At 65.1% G+C, this 18,493-nt stretch carries 4 protein-coding genes; all 4 read right to left on the bottom strand.

Annotation, left to right across the window (positions count from 1 at the left end; genetic code table 11):
- Positions 1–2 precede the first annotated feature (2 nt).
- Positions 3–767: a thioesterase II family protein gene (locus ACYVGK_RS07130; protein WP_460732652.1), complete on the bottom strand. Its 765-nt coding sequence runs from the start codon at positions 765–767 to the stop codon at positions 3–5.
- Entirely contained in the window at positions 764–8,134 is a 7,371-nt protein-coding gene (locus ACYVGK_RS07125) for an amino acid adenylation domain-containing protein (RefSeq protein WP_460732650.1), read from the bottom strand. Before ACYVGK_RS07125 ends, ACYVGK_RS07130 begins: the two co-directional genes overlap by 4 nt.
- Entirely contained in the window at positions 8,127–18,038 is a 9,912-nt protein-coding gene (locus tag ACYVGK_RS07120) for a non-ribosomal peptide synthetase (RefSeq protein WP_460732648.1), read from the bottom strand. Before ACYVGK_RS07120 ends, ACYVGK_RS07125 begins: the two co-directional genes overlap by 8 nt.
- Positions 18,035–18,493 (bottom strand): phosphopantetheine-binding protein (locus ACYVGK_RS07115; RefSeq protein WP_460732647.1); only part of this gene is annotated, 459 nt, incomplete at its 5' end. The genes ACYVGK_RS07120 and ACYVGK_RS07115, both read right to left, overlap by 4 nt.

Raw genomic sequence — 18,493 nt, 5'->3', positions numbered from 1 at the left:
AACTAGAGGGCGGCTTGTAATGAGTGCTGCGCGGTCAGTTCATCGTTGATCTGCCTGACCACTGCGTCGCGCTGGCTATTGAGGAAGAAATGTCCTCCCTCGAACCAGGTAATCCTGCAGGGCTGATTCGTCTCCTTCTGCCAGCCATCCACCTGGCCCAGTCCTTTGTTGTTGTCGTGGGTCCCGGCAAACACGCTGACCCGCATCGGCAGCAGCGGAGCGTGCCGGTAACGGTAGTTTTCCGCAAGGGCGAAATCCGCGCGGATAGTCGGCAACAGCAGACTCATCAATGGCTGACTTTCCAGCACTTCCGGTGGAGTACCTTCGTACTGACGCAACACCTCGATGAACTCTTCGTCCGAGAACGAATGAAGCTGCTGCGGCATGCTGCGAAACTGTGGCGCCTGGCACCCGGATACGAACAGGTGCATGGGCAGCTGCATGCCATGCAGCCGCAGATAGCGCGCGAGTTCGAACGCGATCAGCGCCCCGACGCTATGCCCGAAGAAGACCGTGGGCAGATCGTCGAGTCTGGCGACCTCCGGTGCCAGCGCCCGCAGCAGGTTCGGCAGCGAGGAAATCGGCGTTTCCGCGATGCGCGTTCCGCGTCCGGGCAATTGCACCGCGCAGATCTCGATCGACGGGTCGATCGCCTCCTGCCAACGCAGGTAATTGAAGGCGCTTCCGCCGGCATAGGAGAAGCAGAACATCCGCATCCTGCGCTGGGGCGAAGGCGTGCGGATCAGCCACGGTGTCGAATGCTTCATGCCGTGACCTCGACTGCCTGGGATGCAACGACCGCCAATGGCACGTCGTCGTCCTCCATATCGCTCTGAAGGAAGTCGGCGATCGCGCTCGCTACTTCGCGCGCATGCGGATCCTTGAGCATCGCGTGATGACCAGCGGCGATTGTGCGAGCGGCTTCGCGCTTCGTGGTCGAAACGAACGGCGCGCGGGATGCGGACTCGGGACCGGCGGCCCATATGCGTTGCACCGGAACCTCCAATGCGAGGGGCTGCAGTTCCGTCAGACGCTCGAGGTGGTCGATCGTGATCGGCAATTGCGCCTGAAGATGCTCGAGCAACGCGGGCTCCATGCCCTGCAACCCGGTCAGATCGGCATAGATCTGCGCCTCACGCATCGGCATGCGGATCAGCGCCGCGACCGACTTGCCCTCTGCCAGGAAGGCATCTACCCACTCGCGTCCAACCGACAGACCGCGAGCGCCCATTTCCGCGCGCAATGCGATGCCGGCCCGCACCTCCGGGTTGCGTGCGGCCACTGGCGAAATCGGATGCGTGTCGAGCAGGCCGAGATATTCGACGCCCTCGCCCTCTGCCGTCAGTCGCTCGGCGACCGCTGCGGCGAACAGACCGCCGGTGGACCAGCCCAGCAAGCGGTAAGGACCGCGCGGCTGCCTGGCACGGATCGCCTCGGTTTGCAGCGTCGTTATGGCCTCGAGCGAATCGGGAGAAACGCCTCCGACAAGTTCGACCGCTTGGACGCCGTACACGGGACAGGTGTCGGCCAGCTGCAGCGCGAGCGCGTGGTAGACCGTCGCCTGACCTCCGATCGGATGCAGGCAGAACAACGGATGCCCCGGGGCTTCGGTCTGCAGCGGCAACAGCAGTGCCGAAGGGTCGGCGTGCGGCGACTTCTCCTGCGATACGACGCTGGCCAGCGCAGCCACGCTCGGCGCGGCGAAGATGGCGCTCAACGGCAAACGCACGCCCAATCGCTGCTCAAGCGCATGGGCCATGCGAATGGCCAGCAAGGAATGCCCGCCGAGTTCGAAGAAGCGATCATGGCGACCGACACGCTCCAAGCCGAGGAGCGATTGCCAGACTTCCGCGATGGCCGATTCCGTGACGCCGTCGGGAGCTTCGTAACTGCGCAATGCGGCCGCAGCCTCGTCGGGCGCGGGCAACGCCGCGCGGTCGAGTTTTCCGTTCGCCGTAAGCGGCCATGCATCGAGCATCACGAATGCGCCCGGCACCATGTAATCCGCCAGGTCGCGCGCAAGCGCTTCGCGCAGTTCGGCGGCACCCAGCGCCGCACCAGCCTGCGGGATGATGTAGGCCACCAGGTGTTTGCCTTTCGCATCGTCCTCGCGTGCCAGCACCACGGCTTCGCGTACGCCAGGGCAAGTCGCGAGCCGTGCTTCGATCTCGCCCAGCTCGATGCGGAAGCCGCGGATTTTCACCTGGAAGTCGTTGCGTCCCAGGTACTCGATGACGCCATCCGAGCGCCAACGGCCCAGATCGCCGGTGCGGTACATCCGTGCATCGGGTGCAGCGGTGAACGGATCACGCAGGAAGCGCTCAGCGGTGAGCTCGGGACGATTGAGGTAACCGCGAGCCACGCCGTCGCCACCGATATACACCTCACCGGTTACGCCGATTGGCACCGGCTGTCCCAGCGGGTCCAGCAGGTAGATCTGCGTATTCGCGATCGGCCGGCCAATCGGAATGCCATGTGCGGATTCCGATACCGAATCGATCTGGTGCGTGACCGCAAACGTGGTGGTTTCGGTCGGGCCATAACCGTTGACCAGTCGCGCCGGCCGTTCGGCTCGACTCAATGCACGCGCGATCTTGCGAGGATCAAGCGCATCGCCACCGACCAGCAAGTGCTTGAGGCGTGCAAAGGCAGGCGCAAGAGTGTCGGCGTATTCGTTGAACAACCCCACGGTCAGCCAGAGCGCGGTGACACCGCTCGCAATCAGTTCATGTGCGAATGCTTCGGCTTCGAGCACCACCGACGGAGCAACCACATGCACGCGTGCACCGTTCAACAACGCCCCCCAAACTTCCCAGGTCGACGCATCGAACGCCGGATTGGCGCAATGGCCAATGCAATCGCCCACGCCTACCGGTGCGAACGGATTGTTGAGGACCAGGCGCAGCACGTTACGGTGCTCGACCATCACGCCCTTGGGCTGACCGGTCGAGCCGGAGGTGTAGATCACGTAGGCCAGGTGACGCGGCCCCAGACCTGCAACCACTGGGTTGGTATCGGCTTGCGACGCCAACTGCGCGTCATCCAACAGGCACAGCGGGACGCCGGGAGCGATCGGCTCCAGCATCGTTCGCAAATCGGCTTGGGTCAGCAGGACCGCAGGCGCGCTGTCTTCCAACATGAAACGCAGTCGCGCTGCCGGATACGTCGGATCCAGGGGCACGTAACCGCCACCGGCTTTGAGGATACCCAGGAAGGCAACCAGAAGTTCGGGACTGCGTTCGGCGCACACCGCCACGCGATCGTCAGGTTTGACACCCAGTGCGATCAGATGATGCGCGAGCCGGTTGGCCTGGCGGTTCAATTCGGCGTAACTCAGGGTCATGCCGTCACCGGATAGTGCCGGCGCATCCGGAGCATTTCGCGCCAGGGCTTCGAATGCCTGGGAGATGGTGCTGTCGCGAGCGTAGTCAGCCTGCGTGGCGTTGAACGCAACAAGTACCTGGTCGCGCTCGCGTGCCGACAACAGGTCGATCCGGTTGGCCGGTTGTTGCTGGTCGGCCACCATCGCTTCGAGCGTGCGAAGGAAGTACTCGCCTACCCGCTCGATCCGGTCGCGATCGAACAGCGCGGTGGCAAAGCTCAGCGCGCCGGAGATGCGTTCGCCGTTGTCGGTGAGCGACAGCTCGAGATCGAAGTGCGAGGTATGGCGCTCGCCAGGAACCGGACCGAGGGTCAGGCCCGGGACCACGAGTTCACCGCCTTCCGGCGTGTTGTTGAGAGCCAGCACGGTCTGGAAGAGCGGACTGTGGCTCAGGCTACGCGCGGGCTGCACCGCTTCGACCACCTGCTCGAACGGTACGTCCTGATTGGCATAGGCCTCCAGCGTGCTGGCCTTGATCTGGGCCAGCAGTCCGGCCACGGTCGGCTTGTCGGCCAGCGATACACGCAATGCCAAGGTGTTGACGAAGAAGCCGATCAGCGGCTCGAGTTCCAGACGCTGGCGGTTCGCCACGGGAGTGCCGATGACGACCTCCTGCTGACCGCTGAGTCGCGTCAGCACGCTGGCCCATGCCGCCATGAGCGTCATGAACAATGTCGCCCCATGCCGCTTCGAAAGGTCGTGCAACTGGCGTGCAAGTTCCGCCGGAATCGTCACCGGCACGTGCGCGCCGGCGTGGCTCTGTACCGCAGGCCGCGGTCGATCGGTGGGCAGTTCCAGCAGCGCCGGCGCGCCCTTCAGATGCGCGCGCCAGAAATCCAGCTGCTTCGAAGCGGTCGCCTGCAGCCAGTCGCGCTGCCAGACAGCGTAGTCCGCGTATTGGATGGGCAACGCAGGCAGTGGGTCTTCGCGCCCTTCGACGAACACGGTGTACAGCGTGGTGACTTCGCGGATCAGAACGCCCAGCGACCAGCCGTCGGAAATGATGTGATGCTGAGTAAGCAGCAGCACGTGTTCGCTATCCGACAAGCGCAGAAGACGGCCGCGGATCAGCGGTCCACGCGAAAGATCGAACGGCTCGCGCGCTTCCCGCCTGCCCTGCTCCGCCACCGCCGCTTCGCGCGACGGCACATCCAATGCGGTCAGGTCGATTTCCGCCAGCGCAAAACCCGTCCGCGCAGGAGCGATTACCTGGACGGGCTCGCCTTCGACACTGGCGAAGCTGGTGCGCAGCGCTTCGTGCCGGGCGACGATGCGATCCAGCGTCGTCTTGAGCGCATCTCGATTGAGCGTTCCACGCAACCGCAACGCCGCCGGCAGGTGGTAAGCCGCGCCTGCGGCCGCATCGAGCTGATCGATGAACCACAACCGCTGCTGCGCCCAGGACAACGGCAAGGGAGCGTTGCGGTCCGCAAGCGGGATCTTCGCGACGGCGACACGTTCGTGCTGTACGAGCGATTGCGCAAGCCCGGCGACGGTGGGCTGCGCGAAGATCTCACGCAATGCCACTTCGACGTGCAGGCGTTCGCGCAGATGCGTCACGAGCTGGACAGCCATCAACGAATGGCCGCCGAGTTCGAAGAAGTGGTCCCAGCGCCCTACCCGCTCCAGGCCCAGCAGCTGGCGCCAGATATCGGCGATGGTCGACTCGAACTCCCCCTCCGGCGCTTCATAGGCGCGGGCAGCAATCGCGGATTGGTCGGGAGCCGGGAGCGCCCGTCGATCCAGCTTGCCGTTGGGCGTGAGTGGCCAGGTGTCGAGAGTGACGAAGGCGCTCGGCACCATGTATTCGGCCAGCTGATGCGACAAGGCTTCGCGCAGTTCCGCGGCCGTCGGCGACATGCCGGCTTGCGGCAACACGTAGGCCACCAGACGCTTGCCACCGGTGCCGTCCTCGCGTGCCATGACGACGGCTTCGCGCACGCCCGCGCAACTGGAAAGTTTGGCTTCGATTTCGCCCAGCTCGACGCGGAAGCCGCGGATCTTCACCTGGAAGTCGTTGCGACCCAGATATTCCAGCTCGCCGTTGGGCAACCAGCGTGCGAGGTCGCCAGTCTTGTACATCCGCGCATCAGCACGCGACGCGAAGGGATCGCGCAGGAAGCGCTCGGCGGTCAATTCGGCACGATTGAGATAGCCGCGCGCCACGCAGGTGCCGGCAAGAAAGAGCTCGCCGGTGACGCCGATCGGAACCGGCTGGCCCTTCGCATCGAGCACATAGGCCTGACTGTTGGCGATGGGACGCCCGATCGGTGGCGTCGTGCCCCACGTTTCCGGCGCAGCGGGCAACGTATGTGCGGTGGCCACATGGGTTTCGGTCGGTCCGTATTGGTTGTGCAGGAGGCGACCGGGCACGCGAGCGAAGAAGGCGCGGATCGCAGGTGTTACGAACAACTGCTCGCCGGCCGTGACCACATGCATCAGCGTAGGCAGCGACTCGCCCGATTGCTCGGCCGCCGCGACCAGCCCCTGGAACGCGACGAAGGGCAGGAAGATACGTTGGACTTCCGCCTGCTTGATGTGCTGCACCAGCGCGAAAGGATCCTGCCGGACCGTTTCACGGATGAGCATCAGGCAACCGCCCGAGCTCAGGGTGTAGAAGATTTCCTGGAATGCCACGTCGAAGCCGAGCGCGGAGAACTGAAGCACGCGCTCGTTCGCCGGCGCTTTTTCCAGGCCGCGCTGCCACTCGAGCAGGTTGAGCAGCGGCCCTTGCGGCATCGCCACGCCCTTCGGCAGGCCGGTGGAACCCGAGGTGTAGATCACATAGGCCAGATGATTCGGCGTAACACCCACGACTGCGGGATCGCGCTCGGATTGCGCGCTTAGCTGCGCGTCGTCCATGCGCAGCACACGGGCATGCTCCGCCAGCACCGGCACCGATTCCAGCAACGCGGCCTGGCTCAGCAAGGCCTTGGCGTCGCTGTCATCCAGCATGTAGCGCAAGCGCTCCTGCGGATACGCCGGATCCAACGGAACATAACCGGCACCGGCCTTCACGATGCCCAGCACACCGACGACCAACTCGAGGCTGCGCTCAACACAGATAGCCACACGGTCGTTGGGTTTGACACCCAGCGCGATCAATCGATGCGCAACCTGGTTCGCCCGGCGGTTCAGTTCGGCATAGCTGAGAGTTGCGCCTTCGAACGACACCGCCGGCGCATCCGGCTGGCGCTGCACCTGCGCCTCGACCAGCGCCTGCAGACTAGAGGCATCGCTTTGCGCTTGCGTGTCTGTCGCATTGAAGTCCACCAGCACGCGCTGACGCTCGGCACCGGGCAGCAATGGCAGCCGGCTCACGGGCAGCGAGACGTCGACCACCATCGCTTCCAGCAGGCGGACGAAATAGCCGGCATATCGTTCGACGGTCGCGTGATCGAACAGATCGCTGGCGTAGCCGATGTTGCCGCGGACGACGTCGCCCGTTTCGCGCATCGCCAGTTCGAGATCGAAATGCGCGGTGTGGCGTGTCGCGCCCACGGTGCTCAGCTGCAAGCCAGGAATGCGCAACTCGCCGCTTTCGGGCGTGTTGTTGAAGGCGAACATAGTCTGGAAAACCGGGCTGTAGCTCAGGCTGCGCGCCGGCTGCAGCGCTTCCACGACTTGTTCGAACGGCACGTCTTGGTGTGCGTAGGCCTCCAGCGTCATCGCTCGGATTCGGGCGAGCAGCGCGGCGATGCTGGGGTCGTCATCCATCCGCACGCGCAACGCCAGGGTATTCACGAAGAAACCGATCAGCGGTTCCACCTGGGCGCGTTGGCGATTCGCCACCGGTGTACCGATGACCACTTCGTCCTGGCCGGTCAGTCGCGCGAGCAGCATCGACCACGCACCGAGCAACGTCATGAACAGGGTCGTGCCGTGACGCTGCGAGAGCTGTTGCAGGGCGCGGGTCAGTTCGGGCGTCAGGTTCAGGTCGACGCGATTGCCGGTGAAGCTTTGCACCGGTGGACGCGGACGATCGGTAGGCAGTTCGAGCAGTGCCGGCGCGCCCTGCAGGTGCGTGCGCCAGAAATCCACCTGGCGTTGCAAGGTAGAGCCCTGCAACCACTCGCGTTGCCAGACCGCGTAGTCGGCGTACTGGATCGGCAGTTCCGACAACGGATCGTCGCGACCTTCGACGAAAGCCGCGTACAGCATGGTCATTTCACGTACCAGCACGCCGAGCGACCACCCATCGGAAATGATGTGGTGCTGGGTCATCAGCAGTACGTGTTCCCGCTCCGATAAACGCAGCAGCCGCCCGCGAATCAGCGGCCCGCGGTCGAGATCGAACGGCGCGCGTGCTTCGGTCAACGCGCGTTCGGCAAGCGCGGCTTCCTGCGCCGATGATTCCAGCGCGCCCAGATCCTCCTCATCGAGCGCGAAGCCGCTGTGCGCCGGTGCGATCACCTGTACCGGCGCGCCGTCCTGATTGGCGAAGGTCGTGCGCAGGTTTTCGTGACGCGCGACGATCCGGTCCAGCGTCTTCTTCAACGCCGCCTTGTCGAGCTGGCCGCTGAGCCTCAACGCGGCCGGCATGTGATAGGCCGCGCCGGCGGCATGATCGAGCTGGTCGAGGAACCACAAGCGTTGCTGCGCCCATGACAAAGGCAGGCGTCCGTTGCGCTCGGCCAGCGGGATCGTCGACGACGGAGTTTGCAGCGGCTGTGTCTCCATCCGCTTCTTCAATCGCTGGCCGAGGATCGCCTTCTTGAGATCCTCGAGCGCGGCAGGGGACTGCTTACTCATCCACGGCTTCCTTTTCCAACAGCTGACGCAGTTCCTCTTCGGACAGCGAATCCAGCTCGTCCTGCATTCCGCCCAGTTCTTCGCCCATGAATGCTTCCAGCTGCATCACACGGATCGCGTCGGCGACGTTGCTGAGCACGGGCTGCTCGAACAGATCGCGCAACGGCAGTTCGACCTGGAACTGATCGCGCACGCGGATCACCAGCTGCATCACCAGCAGCGAGTGGCCACCCAGTTCGAAGAAGTGGTCGTGACGACCGACGCGCTCCAGACCCAGCAGCTCCTGCCAGATCCCGGCCAGGACCTGCTCCACCTCGCCCACCGGCGCTTCGTACGCGCGGCTCGCGACCGCACTCTGGTCCGGTGCCGGCAGCGCCTTGCGGTCCAGCTTGCCGTTCGGTGTCAGCGGCAGTTTCTCCAACTGCACGAAGGCGCTCGGGACCATGAACTCCGCCAGCTCGCGCGACAGCTGTTCGCGTAGCTCGCTGACTGACAACGTCGTGTTTGTGTCTTCGGCCACCACATACGCCACCAGGCGCTTCTCGCTGCCGTTGTCCTCGCGTGCCAGTACCGCGGCTTCGCGTACGCCGTTGCATTCGCGCAAACGCGCTTCGATCTCGCCCAGCTCGATGCGGAAGCCGCGGATCTTCACCTGGAAGTCGTTGCGGCCCAGGTATTCCAGCGTGCCGTCCGGCAACCAGCGACCCAGGTCGCCGGTCTTGTACATCCGGGCATTGGGGACGTTCGAGAACGGATCGCGAACGAAGCGCTCAGCCGTCAGTTCCGGACGATCCAGATAGCCGCGGGCCACCTGCACGCCGCCGAGGAACAGTTCGCCGGCAACACCCACCGGCACCGGTTCACCGTGCGTATCCAGCACGTACATCGGGGTGTTCGCGATCGGACGGCCGATCACCGGACCACCCGCGGACTCGCGGATGCTGCCGATGGTGGCGTCGACCGTGCACTCGGTTGGACCGTACATGTTGTGGAAGTGGATGACAGCCGACGCCTTCAAGCGTTCCCACAACACGCGGCCTACCGGTTCGCCACCGAGGTACACACTCACCGGACGCGGGCCGGTCGGTTCCAGCAGGCCGGCCGACAGCAGCACTTCCAGCTGCGACGGGGTGCTGTCCAGAGCGGCGATGCGTTCGGCTTCGAGGAAGCTGACCATCGCCGGGCCGTTCGCACGCAGTTCCTGCGGGATCAGCACCAGGCAGTGGCCCGAGAGCAATTGCAGGATGCCCTTGAGCGACATGTCGAACGAGAACGCGGCGTTCAACGCCACGCGCGAGTGCGGGGCCAGTTCGCGATGCGTGGTCTGGCCCATCACGCGCCAGAAGTTCACTGCCGAACGGTGTTCGACCATCACGCCCTTGGGCTGACCGGTCGAGCCGGAGGTGTAGATCACGTAAGCGAGATGACGCGAGGTCAGGCCGGCGACGCTCGGGTTGTCGCTGGCCTCGCCTTCCAAGGCGTTGCCATCAATCACCAGCACCGGCGCATCACTACCCGGCAACGTCGGGACCAATGCGGCCTGCGTCAGCACCGCCTTCGGACGACTGTCGGACAGCATGTAAGCGATGCGATCGCTGGGATAACTCGGATCCACCGGCACGTAGGCCGCGCCAGCCTTGAGCACGCCCAGCACACCCACGATCATTGCCAGGCTGCGTTCGGTGCAGACCGCGACGCGCTCGTCGGGCTGCACACCCAACGCCAGCAACTTGTGCGCAACCTGGTTGGCGCGACGGTTAAGTTCGGCGTAGCTGAGCGAGGCGCCTTCGTAACGCAGCGCTTCGGCGTCCGGGTTCGCCGTTACCTGGGCCTCGAACAGGCTGTGGATGGTGCGGTCGTGCGCGTCGTTGGTGCGATTGCCGTTGAAGCCGATCAGGACCTGCTCGCGTTCTTCCAGCGGCAGCACCGACAGGCGCTGCAGCGGCGTCGTGCCACCGGCTTCCAAGGCCGCGACCAGCGCTTCCACCGCCGTGGCCATGTAACGCACCACGCGCGGACCATCGATGCCGGCCACCGAAAGCAGCGTCAGACCGAAGCCATGCCCGCGGTCCTCCACCGACATCGTCAGCGGATAGTTGTTGCGTGCGTCGCCGCCCACCAGACGCATGCCTTCCCACGCCGCTTCCTGCTCGACGATCGAAGACTCCTCCACGTTCCGCAATTCGCGCCGGTTGCGATAGTTGAGCAGCGCGGTGAACAACGGCAACGGCGGTTGGATCGCGCTGCAGCGCTGCGCCAAGGCGAGCGACGCCTGTTCGTGTTCGAGTAGCGCGCTCAAACGACGGTAGGTGTCCTGCACCGCATCGCTGATGCTGGCCTGGGCGACCGGCACACGGATGGGCAGCGTGTTGATGAACATGCCGACCACCTGATCGGCGCCTTCCGAGCCCTGCAGGCGACCGGACAACACGGTGCCGAACACCACGTCGTCGCGTCCGCTGCACTGCGCCAGCACCTGCGCCCAGGCCACATGGAACAGCACGGACGGCGTCACGCCGCAGCGACGCGCCATCTCGCGGATGCGCTTGGCCGACGACTCGCTGAACTCCATCCGGTTCTCGTCGACCTGCAGACCGTCGACCTGCACCTCCAGTACGCCGAAGGGAGCTGTCGGCTCGTCGATGTCGCCCAGCTGTTCGCGGAAGTAGGCCTCGTGTTCGGTGTCCTGCACGCCATGGGTACGCGCGATGAAGTTGCGATACGGCATTGGCGCCGGCAGGCGATCGCCCTGCCCCTGCAACAGCAGGCCGGCTTCCTTCAGCATCAGCTGCTTGGAGTAGTTGTCCTCGACGATGTGGTGAATCAGCACCGACATCAGCCACTCGCCGCTGGCCGCATCGAAGCCGACATAGGCGGCAATGATCGGCGCACGGGTCAGATCCAGGCGGATGTGGCGCGGATCGGTGAGCTCCATCATCTGGTCCAGCGCCACCTTGTCGGGCGACAGGCTGAGCTCATGCACCGGCAACGGCGCGCGACGCTGCACCACCTGCACCGGTTGCGGCAGTCCCTTCCAATGCATGGCACTGCGCAGGATGTCGTGGCGATCGATCACGGCCTGCAGTGCCTGAACGAAGGCGTCCACGCGCTCGCGGCTGTCGAAGGACACTACCGAGCGCAACAGATAGGTATCTCCGACGCTGCCGCTTTCCAGCAGGTGATGGAACAGGATGCCTTCCTGCAGCGGTCCCAGCGGGTAGATGTCCTGGATGTTGGACACGCCCTCCGGCACTTCGGCCACGATCGCGTCGATCTCGTGTTGCGCGAGCTTCACCAGCGGCAGCAGCTCGGGCGTGATTGCCGCAGTATCGGGCGTGATCAGGTTCGGCGGGACTTCGCTCGAAGCATCGCCCGCACGCACGCCGTCCAGTTGCGCGGCCAATGCACTGAGCGTCGGCGCCGCGAAAACGGTACGCACGTCGGCACTGAGTCCGCGCTGGCGCAGTCGTTCGATCAGGGCGATGACCAGCAGCGAGTGGCCCCCCAGTTCGAAGAAGTGGTCCTGCCGTCCGACACGTTCGAGGCCCAGCAGTTCCTGCCAGATCGCCGCGATGGTGTGTTCGGTCTCGCTCTCCGGCGCCACATAGGCGCGGCTGAGCACTGCCGACTGGTCCGGTGCCGGCAACGCCTTGCGATCGAGCTTGCCGTTCGGGGTGAGCGGCAGGCTGTCCAGGGACACGAATGCGCTGGGCACCATGTACTCGGCCAGTTCGCGCGCCAGCGCCTCGCGCAGTCCGGCAATCGAAAGCTCGACGCCGTCGTGTGCAACCACGTAGGCCACGAGGCGCTTGTCGCCCGGATGGTCCTCGCGCGCGATGACCACGGCTTCACGAACGCCCTCGCACATCGAGAGCTTGGCCTCGATCTCGCCCAGCTCGATGCGGAAGCCGCGAATCTTGACCTGGAAGTCGTTGCGACCGAGGTATTCGAGACTGCCGTCGGGTAGCCAGCGCCCCAGGTCGCCGGTCTTGTACAGACGCGCGCCCTGTTCGTTCGAGAACGGATCCGGAATGAACCGTTCGGCGGTCAGCTCCGGACGATTCAGATAGCCGCGCGCCACGCCATGACCGCCCACGTACAGCTCGCCAGTCACGCCAGCGGGCAGCGGCTCGCGCTGTTCGTCCAGCACGTAAAGCTGCAAGTCCGGAATCGCACATCCGATCAGGCTGCCGCGAGCTTCGCGTACGTCGGCTGCAGTGATGCGCCGATACGTGGCATGCACCGTGATTTCGGTGATGCCGTACATGTTGATCAGCTGGGTGCGCTCCGGATCGTTTCGCTCGATCCACGGCGCCAGCGTGTGCAGTTCCAGGGCCTCGCCGCCGAAGATCACCGCGCGCAGCGCGTGCGGCATCGTGCTTTCGCGCTGTGCCGCAATCAGCGAACGGAACGCGCTCGGCGTCTGGTTCAGTACGGTCACGCCTTCGCGCGACAGCAGCTCATAGAAGTCCGACGGCGTGCGAGCGCACAGTTCGGGCACCACCACCAGGCGACCGCCGTAGAGCAAGGCACCCCAGATCTCCCACACCGAGAAATCGAACGCGAAGGAGTGGAACAGCGTCCACACATCGCGCTGATCGAAGTGGAACCAGTGTTCGGTCGCGTCGAACAGGCGCGTGACGTGCGCATGTTCGATCATCACGCCCTTGGGCTTTCCGGTGGAACCGGAGGTGTAGATCACATACGCCAGGTGCTGCGGGGTGAGGCCAGCCACAACCGGGTTGTGCTCGGGTTGCGCCGCCAACGCCGCATCGTCGAGAAGAACCGTCGGTGCGTTACCGCTGGCGAGCACCGTGCGTTCGGCCCGCAACGAAGCCTGCGTCACCACCGCTACCGGCGCGCAGTCTTCCAGCATGTAGGCCAACCGGTCGTCCGGATACACCGGATCCAGCGGCACATAACCGGCACCGGCCTTCAGGATGCCGATCAGGCCAACCAGCATCTCCACGCTGCGTTCGACGCACAGCGCGACGCGGTCGCCGGGGCGGACGCCCTGCGCGATCAGGCGATGCGCAACCTGATTGGCGCGACGATTCAGTTCGCCGTAGCTCGCGGTACGGCCTTCGCACACCAGCGCGATCGCATCCGGGTTGCGGGCTGCCTGGGCTTCGAACAGCGAATGCAGGGTCTGCACCTGCGGATGCCGGGCCTGGACCGCACCAAAGCCGCCCAGCAACTGCGCACGCTCATCGGACGGAAGGACCGTGAGCTGGCGCATGGCGCGCGTGGGTTGGTTCGCCAGCGCGTCCACCAGCGACTGCGTGGCGACTTCGAGGTAGCGCATCATCCGCTTACCGTCGATGCCCGGCACGGCGAGTGCGGCGAAGCTGAAGCCTTCGCCCAGATCGTCGACCGACATCGTCAGCGGATAGTTGGTCCGCTCCATGCCGCGGATTTCGCGCATGCCCATCAGCGCCTCGGACGTCGAGGCCGCCTCGTCGGCTTCCGTATGGCTGTGGCGATAGTTGAGCAGCGTGGTGAACAACGGCAGCGGCGGCGGAATGCGGGTGCACCGCTGTGCCAGCGACAGCGGGGCCTGCTCGTGTTCGAGCAGCTCGCCCAGTCGGCGGTAGGTGTCGCGAACAGCGTCGCCCACCGCCAGCTGCGCCAGCGGCACGCGGATCGGCAAGGTATTGATGAACATGCCGACCACCTGACCGGCGTTCTCCGAGCCCTGCAGGCGTCCCGACACGACGGTGCCGAACACCACGTCATCGCGACCGCTGCATTGCGCCAGCACCTGTGCCCAGGCCACGTGGAACAGCACGGCCGGCGTCACGCCATGCTGGCGCGAGCACTCGCGAATGGCCTGCGCGAGCGAAGCGCCCAGCGGCAGGCGCACTTCGTCCAGTTGTGCGCCTGCATCCTGCACATCGAGCACGCCGAACGGTGCGGTCGGCTCCTCGATATCGCCCAGCTGTTCGCGGAAATAGGCCTCGTGCGCCGATTCCGGCGTTGCCTGCATGTGCGCGATGAAGTTGCGGTACGGGACCGGCGCGCTCAGCTCTTGCCCGCGTCCCATCAGCAGCAGCTGGATCTCGGAGAGGATCAGCTCCATCGTGATGTGGTCGCAGACCACGTGATGGCGCGACAGCGCGAGCAGCCATTCATTCGCAGCTGCGTCGAATGCCGCATGCGCGGCCAGGATCGGCGCCTGCTGCAGATCCAGGCGGGTGTGGTTCGGATCGGTGCGCTTCAGCAACTGGGGCAGCGCCGGTTCATCCGGCGATACGGTGAGCTCGTGCACCGGCAGCGGTGCATGGCGATACACCACCTGCACCGGTGCGGCCAGCCCCTGCCAACGCATCGCGGTGCGCAGGATGTCGTGGCGGCCGATCACGGTCTGCAGCGCTTCGACGAACGCGTCCATGCGCTGCCGCGAATCGAAGGTCACCACCGAGCGCAGCAGGTAAGTGTCGCCACCTCCCTCTTCCAACAGGTGATGGAACAGGATGCCCTGCTGCAGCGGCGCCAGCGGATAGATGTCCTGCACGTTGGCCACGCCACCCGGCACGGTCGTTACGACCGCGTCGATTTCGTCCTGGCTGAGGTTTACCAGCGGCAGCAGGTCCGGCGTGATCGCCGTGGTCTGCGCGGTGATCAGATTGGCCGGAATGTTGGGGCCATCAGCAGCGGCTTCGCTGGTCAGCAGTGCGGCCAGTCCTTCCAGCGTCGGCGCGCTGAACACCGTACGCACCTCGGCCACCAATCCGCGACGGCGCAGGCGCTCGATCAGCTCGATCACCAACAGCGAATGTCCGCCCAGTTCGAAGAAGTGATCGCGACGCCCTGCCCGCTCGACGCCGAGCAATTCCTGCCAAACCTCCGCGACGGCCGCTTCGACCTCGCCCACCGGCGCTTCGTACTCGCGCACAGAGCGCGCGGACTGATCGGGCGCCGGCAAGGCTTTGCGATCGACCTTGCCATTGGGGGTAACCGGCAATGCATCCAGGCTGACGAAGGCGCTGGGAATCATGTACTCGGCGACTTCGCGCGCTAGTGCTTCGCGCAGGTCATTCGCCGTCGGCTGTGCACCGTCGCGGCCGACGATATAGGCCACCAGGCGCTTGTCGCCCGGCGTGTCCTCGCGCACCGTCACCGCGGCTTCGCGCACTCCCGCGCAGGTGAGCAGACGCGACTCGATCTCGCCCAGCTCGATGCGGAAGCCGCGCAGCTTGACCTGGAAGTCGTTGCGTCCGAGGTACTCGACCTCGCCATTGGGCAACCAGCGGCCGAGGTCGCCGGTGCGGTACATGCGCGCGCCTTCCGCGCCGAAGGGATTGGTGACGAAGCGTTCTGCGGTCAGCTCCGGGCGCTTCAGATAGCCACGCGCCAGGCCGGCGCCGGCGAGATAGATCTCGCCGGTCACGCCCATCGGCACCGGGTTGCGGTTGGCGTCCAGCAGATAGACCTGCGTGTTCGCGATCGGACGACCGATCGGCACCTGGGTCTCGTCGGTAGTGCACGGATGCACCGTCGCCCATACCGTGGTTTCGGTCGGACCGTAGGCGTTGTACAGCTTCGCCTGGCGCGACCATTGACGCGCCAGCGTCGGCGGCAGCGCTTCGCCGGCCGCAATGATGGTCAGGTTCGGCAAGCCCAGGTCGTGATCCGCCAGCGTGGCCAAAACCGACGGCGGCAAGGTGACGTGGGTGATCTGCGCGTTACGCAGCGTGTTGATCAGCGGCTCGACCGGACGCAGTGCATCGCGCGAAGCCAGGTGCAGCGCAGCACCCGAGCACAACGCCATGACGATCTCGAAGATGCTCGCGTCGAAACTGAACGATGCGAACTGCAGCACCTGGCTGTCCGACCGTACGGCGAAAGTCGCGCCCTGCGCCGCCACCAGGTTGCAGGCGCCGTGGTGTTCGACCATGACGCCCTTGGGGACGCCGGTCGAACCGGAGGTGTAGATGATGTACGCCAGGTTGCTTGGCGCCAGATCGAGCGCCGGATTGGCGTCGAACTGCGGACGCGATGCGAGGTCATCGAGCGTCACGATGGGTACGCCCGCATCGCCCAGCTCGGGCATGGCATCCCACACCATGGATTCGGTCAGCAATACCACCGGCGCGCTATCGCTCAGCATGAACGCTAGGCGATCGGCCGGGTATTCGGGATCGAGCGGCACGTAGGCACCGCCGGCTTTGAGGATGCCGAGCAGCCCGATCACCATCTCCGGGCCGCGCTCGGTGCAGATCGCGACGCGATCGTCCGGCTTCACGCCCATCGCGATCAGACGGTGCGCGACTTGGTTCGCGCGACGGTTGAGCTCGGCGTAGCTCAGGCTGGTTCTGCCGAAGACCAGTGCGGTCGCGTCCGGCTGTTGCTGCGTCCACTGCTCGAAGAGTGCATGGATGGTGCTGGTGCGTTCGAAGTCCGCGCCGGTCGCATTGAAGTGCGTGAGGACCTGCTCGCGCTCATCCGCTGGCATCAACGGCAGGCGCGCGATCGCGCCCTGGTCGTTCGCGACCATGCCTTCGAGCAGCTGGGTGAAGTACGCGGCGAAGCGTTCGATCGTTGGATGCAGGAACAGATCGGTCGCATACCCGAGGCTGCCGCTCACCACGCCGTCTTCCTCGCTCAGTGCGAGTTCGAGGGCGAAGTTCGCGGTGTGGCGCGGGGCCACGATACCTTCGAGCTCCAACCCCGGCAGCTTCAGCGCACGCCCGCCCGGGGTGTTGTTGAACGCGAACATCGCCTGGAACACCGGGCTGTAGCTCATGTCGCGGGCTGGCTGCAGAACCTCGACCACCTGGTCGAACGGCACGTCCTGGTTCGCGTAGGCGTCGAGCGTGTTTGCGCGCACTTGCGCCAGCAGTTCGGCGACAGTCGCAGCGCTGTCCAGGTCGATGCGCAGCGCGAGCGTGTTGACGAAGAAACCAATTAGCGACTCGACCTGCGACCGCTGGCGGCCAGCTACCGGCGTGCCCACGACGACGTGGTTCTGGCCGCTCAGTCGCGACAGCAACGCGCCCCAGGCAGCCATCAGCGTCATGAACAGCGTGGTGCCGTGCGCTTGAGACAGAGCATGGAGCCGCTGCGTCAGCTCGCGCGACAGGTTCACCGCGACGCGATTGCCCGCATAGCTCTGCATCGGCGGACGCGGAAGATCGATCGGCAGTTCAAGCATCGCTGGCGCACCGCCGAGATGCGAACGCCAGAAATCCAGCTGCGACTGCAGCACATCGCCTTCCAGCCATTCGCGCTGCCACGCCGCATAGTCGGCGTACTGGATTTCCAGTTCTGGCAATGGGTTGGGCTGGCCTTGGCTGAAGGCCGTGTACAGCGCGGTGACTTCCTTCACAAGCACGTTCAACGACCAGCCGTCGGACACGATGTGATGCTGGGTCACCAGCAAGATGTATTCGTTGTCGGCCAGTTGCAGCAGGCGTCCGCGAATCAGCGGCCCGCGGGCCAGATCGAAAGGCGCGCGGAACTCGGTGACCTGCAGTTCGGCGATGGACGATTCGCGCGCTTCGGCATCCAGGCCGCGCAGGTCGTGTTCCAGCAAGGTGAAGCCGATGTCCGCCGGACCGATCACCTGGTCCGGTGCGCCCTTGGTGCTGACGAAGGTCGTCCGCAAGTTCTCGTGACGCGCGACGATCTGGTCGAGCGTGGCCTTCAGCGCCTTGCGATCCAGCGTACCGGTCAGTCGCAACGCAGCCGACATGTGATAGGCCGCGCCAGCCGCATGATCGAGCTGGTCGAGAAACCACAGACGCTGCTGCGCCCACGACAACGGCAAGCGACCATTGCGGTCGGCGCGCTCGATCGGCGGCGCCAGACTGTTCGCGGCGATCGCGGTACCGCGCTTTTGCAGACGCTGTAGGGCGACGGCGCGTCGCAGTTGTTCCAGTGCCTGAGTCCTGTCAGCGTTCATTTTGCAACTTCTCCTTCCGAAAGTAGGGCGAGCAGTTCTTCTTCCGACAGATCGCCTAGTTCTTGTTCCATATCCGCCAGATCGTCTTCCGCGAACATGCTCAGGCGCGCCGCCACGACCATCTCGGCCAGGACGGACAGCACCGGTTGTTCAAACAGCGAGCGCAGCTGGATGTCGACGTCGAATCGTTCGCGCACGCGGATCACCAGCTGCATCACCAGCAGCGAGTGGCCACCCAGTTCGAAGAAGTGGTCGTGACGACCGACGCGCTCCAGACCCAGCAGCTCCTGCCAGATCCCGGCCAGGACCTGCTCCACTTCGCCTACCGGGGCTTCGTACGTACGACTGGCCACGGCGCTCTGGTCCGGGGCCGGCAAGGCCTTGCGATCCAGCTTGCCGTTCGGTGTCAGCGGCAGTTTCTCCAACTGCACGAAGGCGCTCGGGACCATGAACTC

It is taken from the genome of Lysobacter tyrosinilyticus, from assembly GCF_054779815.1.
Note: the sequence above shows the minus strand (reverse complement) of the source record. Positions and strands in the feature narration are given on the sequence as shown.